13 protein-coding genes and 1 riboswitch are annotated in these 18,301 nt (G+C 56.7%); of the genes, 4 read left to right on the forward strand and 9 right to left on the reverse strand.

What is annotated here, in order from left to right:
- Nucleotides 1–11: 11 nt before the first annotated feature.
- On the reverse strand, nt 12–1,181 hold the full coding sequence (locus I6J23_RS00575) for an NAD(P)H-dependent flavin oxidoreductase (RefSeq protein ID WP_204582123.1): 1,170 nt from the start codon (nt 1,179–1,181) through the stop codon (nt 12–14).
- 212 nt (nt 1,182–1,393) lie between these two features.
- Between I6J23_RS00575 and I6J23_RS00580 the strand changes: the two genes are divergently transcribed.
- Nucleotides 1,394–3,043, forward strand: a complete 1,650-nt coding sequence (locus I6J23_RS00580; RefSeq protein ID WP_046203126.1) for a peptide chain release factor 3 — start codon at nt 1,394–1,396, stop codon at nt 3,041–3,043.
- 45 nt (nt 3,044–3,088) lie between these two features.
- Here I6J23_RS00580 and pip read toward each other — a convergent pair whose 3' ends face one another.
- Nucleotides 3,089–4,159, reverse strand: coding sequence for a prolyl aminopeptidase (gene pip / locus I6J23_RS00585; RefSeq protein WP_204582124.1), 1,071 nt, complete (start codon nt 4,157–4,159; stop codon nt 3,089–3,091).
- 254 nt (nt 4,160–4,413) lie between these two features.
- Between pip and I6J23_RS00590 the strand changes: the two genes are divergently transcribed.
- The 3 genes from I6J23_RS00590 to I6J23_RS00600 all read left to right on the forward strand — a co-directional run bounded on the left by I6J23_RS00590 (nt 4,414) and on the right by I6J23_RS00600 (nt 8,584).
- The gene (locus I6J23_RS00590) at nt 4,414–6,861 is read left to right on the forward strand and encodes an MMPL family transporter (protein ID WP_204582125.1); all 2,448 of its coding nucleotides are present in this window, start codon (nt 4,414–4,416) and stop codon (nt 6,859–6,861) included.
- A complete protein-coding gene (locus I6J23_RS00595) occupies nt 6,861–7,505 on the forward strand; it encodes a TetR/AcrR family transcriptional regulator (protein WP_204582126.1) in 645 nt (214 codons plus the stop codon). The genes I6J23_RS00590 and I6J23_RS00595 overlap by 1 nt, the downstream gene beginning before the upstream one ends.
- Nucleotides 7,506–7,631: 126 nt before the next feature.
- A riboswitch (FMN riboswitch) is annotated at nt 7,632–7,803 on the forward strand.
- 46 nt (nt 7,804–7,849) lie between these two features.
- Nucleotides 7,850–8,584 carry a nicotinamide mononucleotide transporter family protein gene (locus I6J23_RS00600; RefSeq protein WP_204582127.1) on the forward strand — a complete coding sequence of 245 codons (735 nt, stop codon included), beginning with the start codon at nt 7,850–7,852 and terminating at the stop codon, nt 8,582–8,584.
- A 62-nt stretch (nt 8,585–8,646) separates the two neighbouring features.
- Here the strand turns inward: I6J23_RS00600 and I6J23_RS00605 are convergent, their stop codons facing one another.
- The 7 genes from I6J23_RS00605 to I6J23_RS00635 all read right to left on the reverse strand — a co-directional run bounded on the left by I6J23_RS00605 (nt 8,647) and on the right by I6J23_RS00635 (nt 18,289).
- Complete coding sequence (locus tag I6J23_RS00605; RefSeq protein WP_204582128.1) at nt 8,647–9,816, reverse strand: enoyl-CoA hydratase/isomerase family protein; 1,170 nt, start codon at nt 9,814–9,816, stop codon at nt 8,647–8,649.
- A gap of 113 nt (nt 9,817–9,929) precedes the next feature.
- The gene (gene ppk2, locus I6J23_RS00610; RefSeq protein WP_204582129.1) at nt 9,930–10,850 is read right to left on the reverse strand and encodes a polyphosphate kinase 2; all 921 of its coding nucleotides are present in this window, start codon (nt 10,848–10,850) and stop codon (nt 9,930–9,932) included.
- A gap of 63 nt (nt 10,851–10,913) precedes the next feature.
- Nucleotides 10,914–12,377, reverse strand: coding sequence for an L-serine ammonia-lyase (locus I6J23_RS00615; RefSeq protein ID WP_204582130.1), 1,464 nt, complete (start codon nt 12,375–12,377; stop codon nt 10,914–10,916).
- Nucleotides 12,378–12,440: 63 nt separating this feature from the next.
- Nucleotides 12,441–12,776, reverse strand: coding sequence for a putative quinol monooxygenase (locus tag I6J23_RS00620; protein WP_204582131.1), 336 nt, complete (start codon nt 12,774–12,776; stop codon nt 12,441–12,443).
- A gap of 99 nt (nt 12,777–12,875) precedes the next feature.
- Nucleotides 12,876–14,921, reverse strand: a complete 2,046-nt coding sequence (locus I6J23_RS00625; RefSeq protein WP_204582132.1) for an alpha/beta hydrolase — start codon at nt 14,919–14,921, stop codon at nt 12,876–12,878.
- Nucleotides 14,922–14,992: 71 nt separating this feature from the next.
- Nucleotides 14,993–16,813 carry an ABC-F family ATP-binding cassette domain-containing protein gene (locus I6J23_RS00630; protein WP_204582133.1) on the reverse strand — a complete coding sequence of 607 codons (1,821 nt, stop codon included), beginning with the start codon at nt 16,811–16,813 and terminating at the stop codon, nt 14,993–14,995.
- 150 nt (nt 16,814–16,963) lie between these two features.
- Nucleotides 16,964–18,289 carry a hypothetical protein gene (locus I6J23_RS00635; RefSeq protein ID WP_204582134.1) on the reverse strand — a complete coding sequence of 442 codons (1,326 nt, stop codon included), beginning with the start codon at nt 18,287–18,289 and terminating at the stop codon, nt 16,964–16,966.
- Between the last annotated feature and the right edge of the window lie 12 nt (nt 18,290–18,301).

Consider the following 18,301-nt stretch of genomic DNA (forward strand, 5'->3'; position numbering starts at 1 on the left):
TTCCCTATGCGCTACCTGCCCTGAAGTAAAAGATCGACGACGCTGCCGGCGGATCCGCCGCGGGCGTGTTCAACGCTCTGACCAGCCCAAAGTGACATGTAGTCCGTCTCCCCTTGTTTGGTCGCCGCCTTCCTGATGGGAGAGGTGAGCCCATTGACGGCGGGATAGACCGACGGCGCGTCGGGGTGGGCGTCGATAAACGCATTCCGACGCCCGCGTGCTGGTCGTCCGGAATACGCGCGAGTGATCACGGTGTCGTCTGCCGTCGCTGAAATGAGTGCCTTTTTATAGGGCTCATTTGTTCCCGCTTCCTCTGTCGCAGCGAATATGGTTCCGGCTGCAACAGCGTCAGCACCATGGCGTAATGCTTCTCCCACGTGATCGGACGTAGCGATACCCCCTGCTGCAATGATGGCTGGCCGCGTCGAAGCGTCCGTATTCGCGAACAGATCGGACACCGCCTGCACAAGGGATATCAATGGCTCAGATCCGGGCTCCTCGTCGGGTGTCATTGTCGCGCGGTGCCCACCGGCTTCCGGACCCTGAATAACGACCGCGGCCACACCTCGCTCGGCCGCGACCTGCGCTGCGTGCGTGGTGGCGACAGTTGCCCACACTTCAATTCCGCGCGATTGAAACTCGTCGACTAGTTCCTGTGGTGGTAGACCAAAGGTAAAGCTCAGGACATCGGGAACTGAAATGCTCTCGGCGTGGCTATCAGCGTCACTGTGTCTGATTCCTTGTTGCTCTCGTTGTTCGAGGCGGCGGCGTATGACCGCCAGCTTCCCCTCCCACTGGTCGTCAGTAATCCAATTCAACTCCGGTTTAGCCACGCCATACCGTTCATAATCCTTCGCTAGCTCATCCCGGTATGCCGCAGCGCGATCGCGGTCCACTCCGTGGGGGCTGGGCTGGGGGACGAAAAGGTTGAGGCCATAGAAGTGCTTCGCACCGCGTTGTCGTGCTCTTTGGGCGACATCGTCCAGTTCTTTTTCGACCGCTTCTGGGGTTTTGTAGCCCGCTGCTAAAAAGCCGAGCCCTCCGTGGGCAGCGACTGCATCAACCAGCGCCGGTGAGGAGGGTCCACCTGCCATTGGGGCGGCGATAATGGTCCGGTAGGCTCTCGATTTCACTGTCGACGATGTTCCTGCTGTCGATGGTGTGTTCTGGGTCTCATTCATGGGGCTGAGTGTATAGCACCATGACCACGTAGAAGGGTAAACCACTAAAAACACAGCCCCACAGTGGTGCGGCTATCATAGAGCGGTTATATTAACGACGGCCTACACTGACGCGATTGTGACAGGCCGACAAAACCGGCGAGATATTGCGGTGAGACACACCGGCGAAATAAAACAGCCCCGAGACCAGCGAGAGGAAAAGGAACGCTCAGATGAGTACAGTCGCGGAGGAGAGCGCTCGACGCCGAACATTCGCAGTGATTGCACACCCCGACGCTGGTAAATCCACACTCACCGAGGCGCTCGCACTTCACGCCCATGTGATCGCCGAGGCGGGGGCTGTTCACGGCAAGGCCGGCCGTAAGTCCACCGTGTCGGACTGGATGGAAATGGAAAAAGATCGTGGTATTTCCATCGCCTCGTCGGCTCTCCAGTTCGAGTATCTTCCCGAGAATGCACCGAAGGGCACGGAACCCTACGTCATTAACTTAGTTGACACTCCTGGTCACGCGGACTTTTCGGAGGATACCTACCGTGTCCTCACCGCTGTGGATGCTGCTGTCATGTTGATCGACGGGGCGAAGGGCCTGGAGCCCCAGACGCTTAAGCTATTCCGGGTGTGTAAAGCGCGTGGGCTTCCCATCATTACGGTGATCAACAAGTGGGACCGCCCGGGGCGTGCTCCCCTAGAGCTGATGGACGAGATTGTCGACGAAATCGGCCTTCAGCCGACACCTCTCTTTTGGCCCGTCGGGATGGCTGGGGACTTCCACGGCCTCGCCCGGCGCGATGCCGACGGTAATGTCACTGAATATATTCACTTCTTGCGCACCGCGGGTGGGTCAACGATCGCCCCGGAGGAGCATTACTCTCCCGACGAGGCATCCTCGAAGGAAGGCGATGTGTGGGACACCGCGGTCGAAGAGTGCGAGCTTCTCACCATGGACGGCGCGGTCCACGACCAGGAACTTTTCCTGGACTGCACCACCTCTCCTGTGGTGTTCGCGTCGGCAATGTTGAACTTTGGTGTTCACCAGATTTTGGACTTGCTGTGTCAGCTTGCACCTGAACCGGGACCACGGAAAACAGACCCCAAGGTTCTCGAATCAGCGGGCAAGGCAACGGGGGCCATTGATACGGAGCGTTCACCGGAAGATCCTTTTTCGGGCGTCATTTTCAAGGTCCAGGCGGGCATGGATACTCATCACCGCGACAAGCTGGCCTTTATGCGGGTGGTGTCGGGTGAGTTCGATCGCGGGATGCAGGTTACTCATGCGCAATCTGGCCGCTCATTTTCGACGAAGTATGCACTCACAGTGTTTGGGCGGACGAGGTCGACGGTCGAAACCGCGTATCCCGGCGACATTGTGGGACTCGTTAACGCTGGGTCGTTAGCTCCTGGTGACACGATTTATGAGGGTACGAAGGTGCAATTTGCCCCCATGCCACAATTCGCGCCTGAGAATTTTCGCACGTTGCGTGCACGCTCGCTGGGCAAATACAAGCAGTTCCGCAAAGCGTTGGAGCAGCTATCGTCGGAGGGCGTGGTGCAGATTCTCCGCAATGATGCCCGTGGCGACGCTGCGCCGGTGATGGCTGCGGTCGGGCCCATGCAGTTTGAAGTCATGCAGGCCCGGATGGCGAACGAGTATAACGTCGAAACGGAAACGAGCCCCGTCCCGTATTCGGTGGCTCGGCGTACCGACCACGAGTCCGCCCCGGAGCTCAACCGCCAGCGCGGTGTGGAGGTGTTCACCCGTGATGACGGCGAGCTCATTGCCCTATTCGGCGACAAGTGGAAGCTGCAGTTCATTGAGCGCGAGCACCCGGAGTTCACGCTCGAGCCGATGGTCGCTGACTAGTCGCGGCGATACTGATCCCCAACCACCTGACTTACGACACCTTATTTACGACGCAAACATTTCAGCAAACCTGTCTGTTGCCGACACTAATGTCGACGTTGTTTCTTCCTCATAGGATGCGTGTCCGGATGTCGGTGACCACACGAATGTGGCTTCAGGCCAGGCTTGGTGAAGCTGCCACGCCGTAATGGGCGGGCACACAACGTCGTAGCGACCTTGGGCGATAACGGCAGGAATATCGCGGATCTTATCGACGTCGCGCACAAGCTGCCCTTCCTCAAGGAACCCGTGATTGACGAAATAGTGGTTCTCGATGCGTGCGAAGGCTAAGGCGAACCGTTCATCTTCGTGCGTCTCGGTGGGCTGTTCGTGCAGGTAGGATGTCGATCCTTCCCATACACTCCACGACCGGGCGGCGGCGACAGCTGTATCGTGATCATCCGACCGAAGCAGTTCGTGATAAACGTCGATGAGGTTGACGCCGGGAAGGTGCGTCATTCCAGCCGGGTTGAGCGGGGCAGGTTTTTTGTCGTCAGGAATGACGGAGAGGAAGCGTTCCCACTTATCGGGGAACATGTAGGCTGCGCCTCCGTTGTAGTACCAATCGAGTTCGGTACGTCGCAGCATAAAAATGCCTCGAAGGATGATAGCCAGAGTTCGTTCTGGGTGGGCCTGGGTGTAGGCCAGCGACAATGTGGAGCCCCATGATCCGCCGAAGACGACCCACTTCTCAATGCCTAAGGTTTCTCGGATCGCTTCGATATCACCGATCAATTCGGATGTGGTGTTCACCGAAAGTTCTGCGTCGATGTCGGTATCGGGATCTGCGAGGTGTGGAGTTGATTTGCCACATCCACGCTGGTCAATAAGGATGATGCGATACTTGTCGGGGTCGAAGAAACGCGCATCCTTGGCTGAGGTTCCCCCACCTGGGCCACCGTGAATAAAAACTGCAGGGACACCCTTCGGATTTCCATACTCGGCATAGGCGATGTGCTGGGTACTCGCTGGGGAGTGGGGGTCAACCGGTCGTTCGATGGTTCCTTCATTAAATGGGGTTGTCTCTGGGTAGAGACCTTTATGTACTGTCGCGATCTGGACGTCGTGTGAGTTCATGGCTTCCACCTAACCACATTGGCACCTCATTGCGCGTTTGCTGATGAGCTCATCCCTGTCACTACCTTTTCTTGCAGCAAACATGCGTTTCCTGCCCGTTAAGTAACAATTTTGTTTCAGGAGCCCTGCAAAGTTGCACACATTGTGCAATTTTTTCTACTGTGGCTACGTCCTCCTCCTACGCGTCAAAGTAATGCGGTCCGCGTAGTGCCCCTGTAGGAGGTAATCACCCCTCTAAGAAAGGCTGGCTACCTATGGCGCGGTTTCTTTACCGTGTAGGCACTGCTGCCTACAAGCACAAATGGCGATTTATCGCCGTGTGGCTGCTCATCCTCATCGGGATGGGCGCGGCATCAGCTGCTCTATCAACCACAACAAGCTCCACTTTCTCGATCCCTGGTATTGAGAGCGAAAAAGCTCAAAACACCATGAAGGAGCGCTTCCCTGGAGCGGAAGACCAGACCACTGCCCCCACTGGCACGCTCGTCTTCCAGGCCGAAAATGGGAAGAAGCTCACTGATCCCGACGAGCAACAAGCGGTCAACGACACTCTGACCAAACTCAAAGACGCAGGCATCCTGAAATCTTCCGACTCAATGGTGGATCCTGCTACAGCCGCAGCTGGGATTACTCAGAAGATCACGGCCGTCGGCCAGCAACAACAGTTGCCCCAAGAGCAGATTGCCAAGAACGTTGAGTCGGTCTCGCCTCTATCGAATGATCAGAAGACCGGCACGGTAGACGTCACCTTTGATGCTGACACTGTCTCCGACATTCCTTCCTCGGATATCGACAAGTTCAAAGATATTGTCGACGATTCGCGCTCGTCGAACTTAGACATCCAGTACGAAGGCCAGGCCTTCACGATGGAGGAACCGAGTTCTGGTACGTCAGAGCTGATCGGTATTGCTGTTGCCCTTGTTGTTTTGGTTATTACCTTCGGTAGCTTGATCGCTGCTGGTATGCCGATTATCACGGCGTTGGTTGGTGTTCTCATCGGCAACTTGGGCGTGATGGCACTGACCGGCCTGGTCGATAGCGTGAATGATTCCACACCGATACTCGCTTCAATGTTGGGTCTCGCGGTGGGAATTGACTACGCCCTCTTCATTACTTCGCGGTACAAGAACGAACTATCGAACTCGACGTCAAACCGCGTTCACGCTGCTGGACGCGCTGTGGGTACTGCCGGCTCGTCGGTGGTGTTCGCTGGCCTCACCGTCATCGTGGCGCTGTGTGCACTCTCTGTTGTGAGGATTCCGTTCTTAACGACGATGGCGTTGACAGCTGCCGCGACGGTTGCTATCGCTGTTCTGGTGGCATTGACGCTGCTCCCTGCCGTCTTAGGTCTCTTTGGCAAGGCGTTCTTCAAGGGCAATGTGCCCTTTATCGAGGCGCCCGATCCGGAACGTGAAAAGCCAACGATGGGCCTGCGGTGGGTTCGCATCATCCGCAAGCAACCGTGGGCGTTCCTGGGGGTTGGAGTCATCGCGCTTGTTTTGATGGCGCTCCCCATGACACGCATGAATCTTGCCTTGCCGACGGATGCCACCTCTGATCCGAATGAGTCGCCCCGGCAGGCTTACGAGATGGTCGACGACGCCTTCGGCCCCGGCCGTAACGCACCTCTTCTTGCTGTCATCGACGCAAAGGATGTGCCGGAGGACCAACGCCAACCGGCGTTTGCCAAGGCTGTTCAGGAATTTAACACCATTGACGGTGTTAAGAACGCCATGCTCAGCCAGGTTAATGACTCCGGCGACACTGCCCAGGTGTTGATTGTTCCCACCACAGGCACGGTGGACGACAAGACCAAGGACACCATGCAAAAAGTCCGCGATAAGGAAGATTCCTACGCCGAGGAGACCAGCGCCCACTATGGTGTCACAGGCGTCACAGCTATTGAGACGGACATTTCCGATCGTCTCAACAATGTGCTGGTTCCCTACATCGCCATCGTCCTTGTCTTGGCATTCTTCATCTTGATGCTGGTGTTCCGTTCGATCCCTGTTCCGCTCATCGCGGCTCTTGGATTCGGGCTGACAGTCTGCGCTACCTTCGGTTTGACCGTTGGATTCTTCCAAGAGGGCTGGTTGGGCATCATTTCCGACCCACAACCCATCATTTCGTTCCTGCCGATCATCCTTATTGGTATCGTCTTTGGCCTGGCCATGGACTACGAAGTGTTCTTGGTATCCCGTATGCGCGAGGGATGGCATCACGGAAAGACAGCCGGCAATGCGACGGCGAACGGGTTCAAACATGGTGCCCGCGTCGTTACCGCTGCAGCATTGATCATGATCTCCGTGTTCGCTGCGTTCATGCTGCAGGATATGCAGGTCATTAAGACCATGGGGTTTGCCTTGGCCGTCGCGGTATTTATTGACGCCTTCTTGGTGCGAATGACGCTAATTCCAGCGACGATGTTCATCCTCGACGAGAAAGCCTGGTGGCTGCCCAAGTGGATGGCGAAGATTACGCCACGGGTCGACGTCGAAGGGGAAGGCATTAAGGATATTTCTCCCGATGACGACGGAGCTCAGGAAGGGTCTGAGGGCGGATCTCACAAGGAAAATCGGTCCGCGTCTAACGATGAAGCCACCAGCAACGCGACCGTCTCTGAACCGGTCCTCCCAGAATCTCGTGGCCACCGCTCTGATGGAGGACACTCAGCAGGTAGTTCGAAAGTAGATGCTAACTAATGACTGGCCTTCGTGAATCGAAGAAAGCGGCCACGAGACATGCAATCGGGGACGCTACGCTCACGGTTATTACCCATCGGGGCATCGAAGGGTTAACCGTGGCGGCGGTTGCTGAGGAGGCCGGAGTGTCCGTGCGGACATTCCACAACTACTTCTCCTCAGTCAATGAAGCCCTGCAGTACCAGTGCTCTAACCTGCTTGATTCGTTTGCGTCGATTATTAAGAATGCTCCCCCGGAGTGGGACACGATCTCATGCTTCGAGCATGCGGCCGAAGAGCTCATTCGCACCATCTTCGATAAGGGATGGGCGGCAACAAACCCGGAGGCCATCGGGCTCTATCTTCTGAGATCCGACGATTCCGAGTTTGCGGATCAATGCAAAGCAAACATTGAGACCATGCATGTCGCCATCGCTGCGCGCGAGTCGACGCGGTGTGGCGCCCCCGTCTCCCACCGTTCCTTACATGTGTGCTTGCTCTATGAGCTCTCCATCGCGGCAATAAACGCCGTCATCACAAGCTTCGGTTTACGCCGCGGTAAATCTCTGGCTGATCAGGGAATTGCCAAGGAGGAGTTTCTGAAAACAATGAATGAATCCTTCGCAACAATCCGCGATCATTTCATCGACGCACCCATCGCGTAACCTGTTCGCTCACCCCCACCACCGAAAACTGCAGTTCACGTCTGCTAACGGGGTGTGACGTCGTGGCGCTGTCACTACTCATTATTGAGTTATGACAGCGCCATTTGTGTGAGTGAGTAACATAGAGATCGTTCTCAGGGCGGGGTGGAATTCCCCACCGGCGGTAAGCCCCTTCTGACAGAGATGAAGAGGCAAGCCCGCGAGCGCTCTCGTGTGCACATCCATGCACATGAGGGGTCCAGCAGATCCGGTGCAATTCCGGAGCCGACGGTCACAGTCCGGATGGAAGAGAATGTAGTTCTGTATGCCTCTGAGGATCACGTCGTCTTGCTACGGAGAACATCGTGAATCCTTTTTCTCATCTTCTCGACGCCACTATCGTCATCGCCGGCTACCCAATTTTGTGGCGAGAAATCATCGGCAACCTTTTCGGGCTTGCTTCCGCAATCGGGGGCATGAAACGAGTGGTGTGGGCATGGCCGGTGGGTATCATCGGTAATATTCTGCTTTTCACCGTGTTTTTGGGTGGGGTGTTTGATACCCCGCAAAATCTTGATCTCTACGGCCAGGCCGGACGTCAGGTGATGTTCCTCATCGTTAGTGCCTATGGCTGGTACCAATGGCGGGCTGCCCGGCTACGAGGAATCCGGGAAAGCCAGGACACCGATCCTTCACGATCAATCGTCTCGGAACCGACCGAAGCGGCTGTGGAACCTCATTGGGCAACGGCACGACAACGCCTCACCATGGCTGGTGTGGCAGTCGTCGGAACTATCGTCTGCGCCTGGCTATTCAGTGCCCTCGGGTCCTGGGGCCCGTGGTCTGATGCCTGGATTTTCGTCGGTTCTATGCTGGCCACTTACGGGATGGCGAAGGGATGGACAGAATTCTGGCTCATGTGGATCGGCGTAGACCTCGTCGGAATTCCGCTCCTACTCGCCGCTGGCTACTACCCTTCTGCTGTGCTGTACATCGTGTACGCGGGCTTCGTCATCTGGGGCTTCGTTGTGTGGGCCCGGTTACAACAGCACACGAACCCCCACCAGATGAACCGCCAGACGGACTCAGTCACCGTGTAATCGGAGAGAGCGGCAGCCAGGTGAGGCCACCACGTCAGACGGTGGCACCGCTACTAGCCGAGTTACTCGGATTGTGCCGTACCCAAGGCTTCTCTAAACGGTTCGGGATTGACTTCACCAGTGACATGTGGGTCAAAACTCGCCCGATTGTCTTTATCCACCAGGACCGCTCGGACGCCTTCAGCAAAATTCTCCTGGTAGCGCAGGACCTTCCCTACCTCATACTCATTCTGCAGCCCTTGGCGAAGATTTTCCGCTGTCTCATTTGCGCGGAATAATAACGTTGTTGCAACCAGCGAGGATGGGTTCGCGGAGCTCAGCAGATTATCAATGACAGCGATGAGTTCCTTGTCATAGCCCCCCTTGTCGAGTTTCACCTCAATATCGAACCAATCGCCCTCGCTAAAGATGTCGTTAATTTCCTCAATATGGCGAGCTAAATACGACGGTCCCGCCTCCGCTGCCGGGCGTGCGTACGTGTCTAATGCCGAATCAAGTCCATGCTCATCAATCGCGGTCACGAAGTTGTCCACCTCGTGCGAGGAAATAATGTGCGTGGCCATACCCGACCACAACATGTCGGCCTGCGTAAAGCGGTAGCCCGTCAAGCCCATAAACAGCGCTAGTCCATTCGACGTCGTCCCGTCGGGATCTCCATAAGGCTGGCGAAGATGCTGCAATGCGTAGGAAACTCCCACGTCCGTCGAGAAACCAATAGCCATTTCTGGCATCGAGGCCCACGTGCGTTCCGTAATCACACGGTGGGAACCATGCAAGGAAATCCCCAGGCCACCCCCCATCACGATGCCGTTCATCACCGCCACGCACGGTTTGGGAAACTCCGACAACAGGGCGTTCATCCGATATTCGTTCGTGAAGAACCCGTCGGCGGCAGCGCGTCCTTCCTCTGTGCCTTCCAACTGGAGCTCACGAACGCGTCTCACATCGCCACCGGCACAGTACGCTTTGGGCGTCGATGATGTCATGACGACAACATCGATAGCCGGATCAGACGACCACGCCGTTAGCGCGCGTTCTATTGCCGCGCACATGTCCGTGTTCAGGGAATTGAGCGCCTTGGGTCGGTCGAGAACGATATGGCCCACAGAGCCGTGTACAGATAGGTGAACATAATCGGTCGGAGACGTTACCGACGCGGTATCCCCTGCACCGGCTGCGGTGTGCTGCTTATCACTACTATGTTGCTGGTCACTTTTCTGTGCGTCTGCCATGAACGCAGTCTTCCACTCCCCACCCGTTTATGACAGTGATTTCGCCAAAAAATAGGGAAATCACCCTCATTTTGCCCCCGAAATGGAGAGCACCGCACTCTCCTCAGCCGTGGCTACTTCTTCTTATCTTTATTCTTCTTCCCCTTCTTCTTTGCCTTCTTCTTCGCCTTGACCTTGTCTTTTTCTAAGTTCGAGGCCACGTCAGGCACATACCGGAAGTCACTTCGCGGAGGGCGCTCATAGTCACGTCGTGCAGGACGCTCGGGCATGTCAGGAATGTCTTGCTCAATGTGCTCATACGGAATCGACGAGAGGAGATGATTAATCACGTTAATACGCGACCGCTTTTTATCCTCGCTCTCCACGGTGTACCAGGGCGCGGTGGGAATATCCGTATGAACGAACATCTCGTCCTTCGCCTTCGAATAGTCCTCCCACCGGGTGATGGACTGCATATCCATCGGCGACAGTTTCCACCGGCGCAGCGGGTCGTCCCGGCGCGACTCGAACCGACGCAGCTGCTCCTCGTCGGACACAGAGAACCAATACTTACGCAGCATGATCCCATCTTCAACAAGGAGCCGCTCGAAAATCGGTGCCTGGTGGAGGAAACGACGATATTCTTCCGACGTCGCAAACCCCATCACACGTTCGACACCCGCACGGTTGTACCACGAGCGATCGAAGATGACGATCTCGCCCTTCGTCGGCAGTTTTTCGACATAGCGCTGGAAATACCACTGTCCCTGCTCCCTCGAGTTTGGAGCAGGGAGAGCCTCAATGCGGCACGTCCTGGGGTTGAGATACTGGGTAATCCGCTTGATAGCAGAGCCTTTACCTGCCGCATCCCTACCCTCCATGATGATGACCAGGCGAGCACCGGTGGACACCACCCACTGCTGCATTTCCACGAGTTCAGCTTGCAGACGCTTTAATTCTTTTTCATAGGCTTTCCGATCAAGTTTCTTCGGTTTCTGCCGAAAGTCCTCTGAGCCAGAATCCTGTGTGTTCGTGGTCTGCGGCGAATCGCTCATCGTGGGGCCTCTCCTGATTGATCACATACCCTACTTGGAATAGTACATACCGGAAGGCGCCCCCTAACATTCAGGCACATTGACGGCGACATGCAATGCGAGCCCACCGCCGGCGGTCTCCTTATACCGATCAGACATATCTGCGCCGGTTTCCTTCATCGTGGTGATGACTTCATCCAGGCTTACCCGGTGAGTACCGTCACCGCGCAAAGACATACGCGCCGCATTGATGGCTTTACCAGCAGAAATCGCGTTCCGCTCGATGCACGGTACCTGGACCAACCCGCTAATCGGATCACAGGTGAGGCCTAAGGAATGCTCCATCGCGATTTCGGCGGCATTTTCAACTTGCTGAGGTGTTCCGCCCAAGACCTCGGCCAAACCAGCAGCGGCCATCGACGCTGCCGAACCCACTTCACCTTGACATCCCACTTCGGCTCCAGAAATCGAAGCCCGCTCCTTGTATAAGGAACCCACTGCCGCGGCAGCCAAGAGAAATCGACGCGCAGTGCCCTGTGGATCCTTACGACCTGCTGGGGTGAAAGTGAGAGCATAAAAACCGACCGCCGGAATGATCCCCGCCGCCCCGTTTGTCGGCGCTGTCACAACACGACCACCAGCAGCGTTTTCTTCATTCACTGCTAGTGCAACTAAGTTCACCCAATCAGTGGAAAACTCAGCCGTCTGATGCGGATCATCGACAACAAGGTCGCTGTACCACTTCTGGGCGCGACGTCGGACCCCTAAGCCGCCAGGCAGAATCCCCTCCTGGCTGACTCCACGCTTAGCGCAGTCAGACATCGCCTCTGCGATGGCGTCGAGATCGGCGTTGATCTGCGGATCGCTTCTCCTCGACTGTTCACACTTGCGTTGAACCTCCGCGACAGAACCTCCCAGTTCCTCAGCTTTAGCCACCAGTTCTTTACTCGAGGTGAATAACCACGGCCCGGACAATGCGTCTTGATCAGGGACCTCTTCCTTTGTTCGGATGAAGCCCCCACCGATGGAGTAGAACGTTTGCTTAAAACGTTGGCCACGCACAATGGCGGAAAATGTGACCGCATTAGTATGAATGGTCCGCACAACCGTCGGACGAAGCACGATATCTTCAAAACCACACTGGACCTGCAGAGACTTATCCCCTGCGAGATTAATCATCCGCGTGCGCCGGATCTCCTCTAAGCGTGGCCCCATGAAGTCAGGATCAACAGTCGCCGGATCTGCTCCGTCGAGTCCCAAAAGACATGCACCTAAAGTTCCGTGACCAGCTCCCGTCGCGGCGAGCGAGCCATAGAGAATAACGGTGATGCTCTCTGGATCCTGAGTGACAGCACCACCGACCAGCTCGACGTATTCATCGTCGGCAAGACCAGAATCGGCCGTGGCGGGGACGTCGTCGGCCGATGTCGTGGTTAAGCGCTCACGTAAGCTGCGTGCAAATTCGAGCCCAGCACGCATTGGTCCCACAGTGTGCGAACTCGATGGCCCCACACCAATGCGAAATAGTTCAAATGTGCTCACAGTCATATGGACGAGGATAACGCGCTACCTACGCTCCTGTAATGTCACACGTGCTGTTGAGTGAAAATATCACTCATCACCATCAATGGTGACCTCGGACATATCGTCCCAGCCGGAGCGATCTTCCATGGTCGTGTTGATAATCTTCGGCCTGGACTGCAGAACCTTGTTCATCTCCTCAATGCCCTTGGCGAAGTGATCGGACTCGGCGTGAACCTTGCCGGCCTCCGCATCCTTGTAGGCCTCGATCAGGATGTATTCTTTGGGGTCATCGGTGTTCCGGTACCACTCGAAGAACACACATCCTGGCTCTTGACGGCATGCCTGAGTGAATTCCTCCATTTTCTCCCGGAATGACTCCAAGAATTCTGGCTTCGGACGGTACCTCACGTTAATAAGAATCATGCCATCCAGGGTAGCGATTCGGCTCCGCCTTCGCGGCACGGGTGGAATCCTTCATGGCGACGGCGGAGGCCTACCTCACAATGGTGAAGCACCCCTGCACTAGTTGCCATTCATCTTCTTTTGGTCGACGCCAACTTCCTTTTCTGGACCTTGCCCCTCCATCGCCGTCGCCAATTGCTTTTTCAGACGAGGCATGTCGTCTTGTGTGAATTTTCCGTTGCCTGCCACTGCCGCTAATCCGTCAAGAAGCTGGAGCCCATAGTTGTGGCCATGCCCATTCGGAACATTGGCAGCGACGGGGAGATCCAGCGTGACCTGCCAAAACGTGAGAATCGGCACCCATGTCATTGCTGGCGAGCGATCCCCCTTGGGCGGTTCTTTTAACCAATCAGGCCGTTGGAAAAGGAGTTTCGGCGACCACCACACCACCGGATCCGACGGGTGCTGTAGGTACAGCACGCGCGGACCCGGCCACAGCGGACTATCTTCACGGGTCGCTGGTTCGTGGGACTCCTCCCAGGACCATATTTTCTTCGGACCGTTGGCGAAGCGCACTGTCAGCCCGTCGGAATAGGTGGGCTCTACTTCCGGAGTCCCCAGATCACGTCGGGCCACAAATTGGCTCCACAAATTATTACTATTTTGCGGCCCCACCCACAGAACACCATTGACCGAGTTCACGATATCGCGCAGGCCCGAAAAAGCGCCCTCGCCCGCGGATGTCCCCAAGGACTCGCCGTATACGTAAATTCGCGGGCGGTGATCTTTCGGCAGCGTATTCCACCAATCGACCACAGTGTTAATTAACACTTGACCGGCTTCTTTTACTCGCTGCCTGTCCGCGACGAACTGCAAACCACTGGGAAGGAACGAATACTGATCCGCCGCAATGGCGGTATCGCCGTTAAACATCAACTCGATAGCTTGCGCAGCAGTCGGGTTCACCCACCCGGTCCCCGTCGTCGGAATAACAAAGAGAACTTCGCGGTTGGCGGCATGTGTTCGTTCCAATTCACGGACGACGAGATTCGCGCGCGCTTGATCATCAGGCTCATTTTTCAGCCCACCGTAGACGCGAATCGGTTCCTTCGCGGGCTGACCAGTGAGTTTCTCCAGCTCATCCTTGTGCAAACCTAAGCCCGTGAATCGAGTACCAAACGCACCAAGCCCATCCCATGATGCCTCAGATTCTGGGCTGCCCGACCGTTCCGGCACCGTTGGCTGAACAAGATCAGACCGGATCTTGTTATTCCGTACCGAAAACACCCGTTCTGCCACGGACATCGTCGTTCCTGGCACAATCTTGTCCCCGACAAAAACCAACACTACGACGACAACGAGCCAGGCGGCGATGGACCTGGTTGCGTCTCCCCATCGCTGTGGACCATGATCTGCCAACCACTCGACCACGTTAATGAGCACACGGACTACTCCAACAACGGCTGCCCACAGGCCAAGCCCTACCGGTATGACTAGCAAGAACTTTGCCGGCGTGTAAGCTTCCGCCCCCATCGTCCGGGCGATCTGGTTCTGCCACCGGACCGCAAACAAAGACATGATGATCGTCGCGATGGGGACAGCAATAAAAAGCGCCGCGTCAAGAGCGAAACGCCACCGAAAACGTAGCGATCCGCCCACGAACGCAGGTCTTCGTGATTCGGCCTCTAGCCGACGCATCGCCGTTTCGAGCCGACGGTCGGTCCCCCACCGCCATCGGGGCAACCGCAATGACAAATCCTCCACCCGGGGTGCAATAAGATCGTCGAGCCACAGATCCCAGATCCAGTGGATGACCACGCCGAACGCATAGGCTGTCACGGCCGACACGCCACAGACCACTCCTTGGAAGAGCCAGGTGCGGGGCAGGAGGGACGGAGTCATGGCCATCAAGAATGCGACCGTTCCCAGAACGACACCGACTGGGTCGGGGCGGAGCCACAGCCAAGCCACCATGAGCCGACGCCGAATCGGGGCGTCACGGCCCGAATAGGAGTCCACCGCAGTGCTGAGGAAAACAGGAGCGTCATCGGCGCGACGATAGAACTCCACGTCACGGTCAAAGTCTTTTCCAAAGTCAAAGGTTAGCTGCTGCCCTGGCTTCGACACGTCCCGTGACGGGCGTTGTCCCTGGTTCGCCGTCGCCATCCGCTACCCTCCTGATCTGTCCTGACCGCCGCCGGTGTCGTCCATTCCCTCAGTAACCATCCGGGGCGAGCTTACTGTTGCTCAAGCTTTTCGCCGTATTCCATCCAGACCATTTCTAGTTCTTCCCTTTCTTCACGGGCCTGGGACAGATCTCTATCCAATTCAGTCAATTTTTCTGTGTCCGTGCCATTCGAATTGCTCGCGACATCAGCCATATCCTGCTGGATTTTCTCTTCTCTCTTCTGAACTTTGGCGATCTTTCGTTCAAGAGAGTTCATTTCCTTCGAGATTTTATGTTTTTCGGCCGCAGAAAGGGAACCCTCCTTCTGCTGATTCCCCGAAGCAATCGCCTCTGTTCCCGCAGCAAACCCAGTACCTGACGCTGCGTGACCTGCCATGGAACGTCGGCGATCGAGGTATTCATCGATACCGCCAGGTAAATGGGTCACATCCCCATCGCCGAATAAGGCAAAGACGCTGTCGCAGATACGCTCAATCAAATAGCGGTCGTGGGAAATCACGATCAGCGTTCCCGGCCACCCGTCCAGCATTGACTCCAATTCCTGAAGGGTGTCAATATCCAAATCGTTGGTGGGCTCGTCGAGAAGCAAAAGATTGGGTTCCGACATCAAGATCCGGGTCAGTTGTAGCCGACGGCGCTCGCCACCCGACAAATCGCGAACCGGCTGACGCTGCCGCTTCACTGGAAAGCCTAAACGCTCAGCAACTTGCGAAGCGGACATCTCCTTCTTACCCAACACGACATACTCAGCCACCGCCTTAATCGCGTCAATGACGGTGAGGTCCTCGGGGATATCCTCGAGTTCCTGCCGCAACCAGCCCAAACGGAGCGTCTTACCCTCGCGGCGTTTGCCCGCAACCATCGGATAATCGCCAGCTATCGTGCGCATCACCGTCGTTTTGCCTGAACCATTGACACCGACGAGACCGATGCGCTCTCCCGGCCCGATGCGCCACGTCAGATCGTCCACTAACACGCGACCATCGGGTGTGGCAATCGTCGCGTCCAGGAGGTCCACCACAATTTTCCCCTGGCGCTGCTTGGAAAACGCCATCAGCTCCACCGTGTTGCGCGGTGCCGGGACGTCAGCAATGAGCGCCTCAGCGGCTTCCACCCGATACCGGGGTTTTGACGTGCGCGCAGGTGCTCCGCGCCGCAGCCACGCCAACTCTTTCCGCGCCAAGTTTTGGCGACGCTGTTCCGCCGCATCGGCTTGACGCTGGCGTTCAGCACGGGCGAACATCCAATCGTTATATCCGCCTTCATACGTGTCTACCGAGCCATCATGGACCTCCCACGTGCGCGTCGCCACGGTGTCCAAGAACCAGCGATCGTGGGTCACAATCACTTGAGCGCAATTCCGGTGACGCAGATGATCAGCCAGCCACTGAACCCCCTCAATGTCGAGGTGGTTGGTGGGCTCGTCGAGAACTAAGACATCAACTTTTCGCACCAATGCGGCTGCGAGCATTACCCGACGGAATTGACCACCAGAAATGGAATCAGTCGACTCATCTAACAGTTCCGACAGGTCAAGTCCGGCAATGATGGAACGCACCTCGGGATCGGCGGCCCACTCGTAGGCCGCTTTCTCTCCGACAATGGTCTGGATGACGGAAGCTGATGAGCTCTGTGCACGTTGAGCCACCGTAGCGATCTGGACGGAGCGCCCATGGGTGACTCGGCCGGAATCAGGCTCAATGCTTCGAGTCAGAACACCAAGCAAGGTGGACTTTCCGCCACCGTTGAGCCCCACGACGCCAATTCTGTCGCCCTCATTCACCGCCACCGTCACGTCGTCGAGCACCATCGTGATACCACGGGTCAAGGTGACGGAGTCTGTCGTGATGAGCGGGCGTACTGCTGCCATTAGTTCTGTGAACTCCTTACTCCTGTTGTCGCCGGGACATGTGTGTTGCCGAGGAACCGTGCGCCACCGCAGTGCACGTGTGTAGGGTGCACATCTGACTTTATGTGGCGAGGAAAAACACGTGATCCGGACAGCCACGAGAAATGACGGTTACGGCGATTTTTTATCCTCATCGGATACCAGGTACGCACCACTGTGGCTTCCCGGCCTGTGACTGGGTGCAATTCTAGCCATTCGGACAACACCGCTCCCTGCCAATTCAGCCTGCACTGTGTAAGCATGGCCCTCATCGGCACACAGCACTGCACAGGCCGGTCCTTGGTGGGCCACGATGACGCCCAGGGCACCTGCACGCGAACCCGCTTGAATAACTCGGCGAAGGGGCGGAATCACACTGGTTGCTGCCGGCTGCAGATCGTTTCCCATCGTGTGACCGACGTCCACGGGATCGCCCGACACGAGCGCTCGTTCAATGTTTTCAATACTGCCGACGCTGTACTGGGGTCTCTTCCCCGACGCCATTTCCTCTCGTTGGGTCGCTAAACGCTGGACGACACGGTGGCACAACGCCGCCCCGCTCTCGACGGCGTCCGCAATGTCTTCATCATCAAAGTGCTGGCCGGCCCGAATTTGGTGGCGTTGAGCAGCCTGTTTCTCGCGGTCTGGTGCGGCCCAGGGCATCGCCATCTTTGCCGACGTGACCACCGGCATCGTTATCACCCACCACAAAGGACCTCGCGCCAAAAGAGGAGTCCTCTGGGATATGATGTCGGATCCCGGGTGTTGCACATCGTGATCCAGCACGATGAGGCTGGTCCCGCCCTCCAGAGCAAGTTCGATCGCGGCGTTTTCGTCGGGGCATTCTTCCTGTGCGATGCGTCGCACAACGTCACTCGACAGAGAACCGACGCTGCTGGTCTCCGTTCCTCCGGGTGCTGAGAACCCCATTGCACGCACGATGAAGTGATAGCCAAAGAATCGGTCGGCGGCCACGATAGCTGCTGCGACGTCGGCAGCTTTACTACCCAAACCCGCTGACAACGGGATGCGCTTAGTGACGGTCACCGTCACCCGTGGTAACGCCAATGATGGTGAAATCATTGAACGATATGCCTCGGCGATCCGTTCAACGACCCTACATACGACGTTGTCGGGCCCAGTTGGTAGCTGCCCCATCGGCACATTACCGTCGACATAAAGGGCGTGGACTACGCGGCCCGTTGTCAAAGGCGATCTGTCACCGGTTAAAGCCTCTCTCAGACCGCGGTGAGAACCAATCTCCGTGTTGGTGACCGCCTGGATTCTGACGGAGTTCTCTAAGGAAATCGACTGGGCCACTGATGTGAAACCCGACGAGTGGGTCTGAAGATACACCGAGAGGACAGCCGGTGCTTGTCCCGTGACACCATCCCATCCGTCGATGTACTGGTCCCAGTCAGAATTGAACACAGGTCTATCGCCGTTGCTGGACGTCATGGTTTCACCTCC

It is taken from the genome of Corynebacterium kroppenstedtii (assembly GCF_016894245.1).
Classification (GTDB): domain Bacteria; phylum Actinomycetota; class Actinomycetes; order Mycobacteriales; family Mycobacteriaceae; genus Corynebacterium.

Coding starts and splice junctions, on each gene's coding strand:
- I6J23_RS00575 (WP_204582123.1), bottom strand. CDS start 1,181: ATGAATGAGACCCAGAACACACCATCGACAGCAGGAACATCGTCGACA.
- I6J23_RS00580 (WP_046203126.1), top strand. CDS start 1,394: ATGAGTACAGTCGCGGAGGAGAGCGCTCGACGCCGAACATTCGCAGTG.
- pip (WP_204582124.1), bottom strand. CDS start 4,159: ATGAACTCACACGACGTCCAGATCGCGACAGTACATAAAGGTCTCTAC.
- I6J23_RS00590 (WP_204582125.1), top strand. CDS start 4,414: ATGGCGCGGTTTCTTTACCGTGTAGGCACTGCTGCCTACAAGCACAAA.
- I6J23_RS00595 (WP_204582126.1), top strand. CDS start 6,861: ATGACTGGCCTTCGTGAATCGAAGAAAGCGGCCACGAGACATGCAATC.
- I6J23_RS00605 (WP_204582128.1), bottom strand. CDS start 9,816: ATGGCAGACGCACAGAAAAGTGACCAGCAACATAGTAGTGATAAGCAG.
- ppk2 (WP_204582129.1), bottom strand. CDS start 10,850: ATGAGCGATTCGCCGCAGACCACGAACACACAGGATTCTGGCTCAGAG.
- I6J23_RS00615 (WP_204582130.1), bottom strand. CDS start 12,377: ATGACTGTGAGCACATTTGAACTATTTCGCATTGGTGTGGGGCCATCG.
- I6J23_RS00620 (WP_204582131.1), bottom strand. CDS start 12,776: ATGATTCTTATTAACGTGAGGTACCGTCCGAAGCCAGAATTCTTGGAG.
- I6J23_RS00625 (WP_204582132.1), bottom strand. CDS start 14,921: ATGGCGACGGCGAACCAGGGACAACGCCCGTCACGGGACGTGTCGAAG.
- I6J23_RS00630 (WP_204582133.1), bottom strand. CDS start 16,813: ATGGCAGCAGTACGCCCGCTCATCACGACAGACTCCGTCACCTTGACC.
- I6J23_RS00635 (WP_204582134.1), bottom strand. CDS start 18,289: ATGACGTCCAGCAACGGCGATAGACCTGTGTTCAATTCTGACTGGGAC.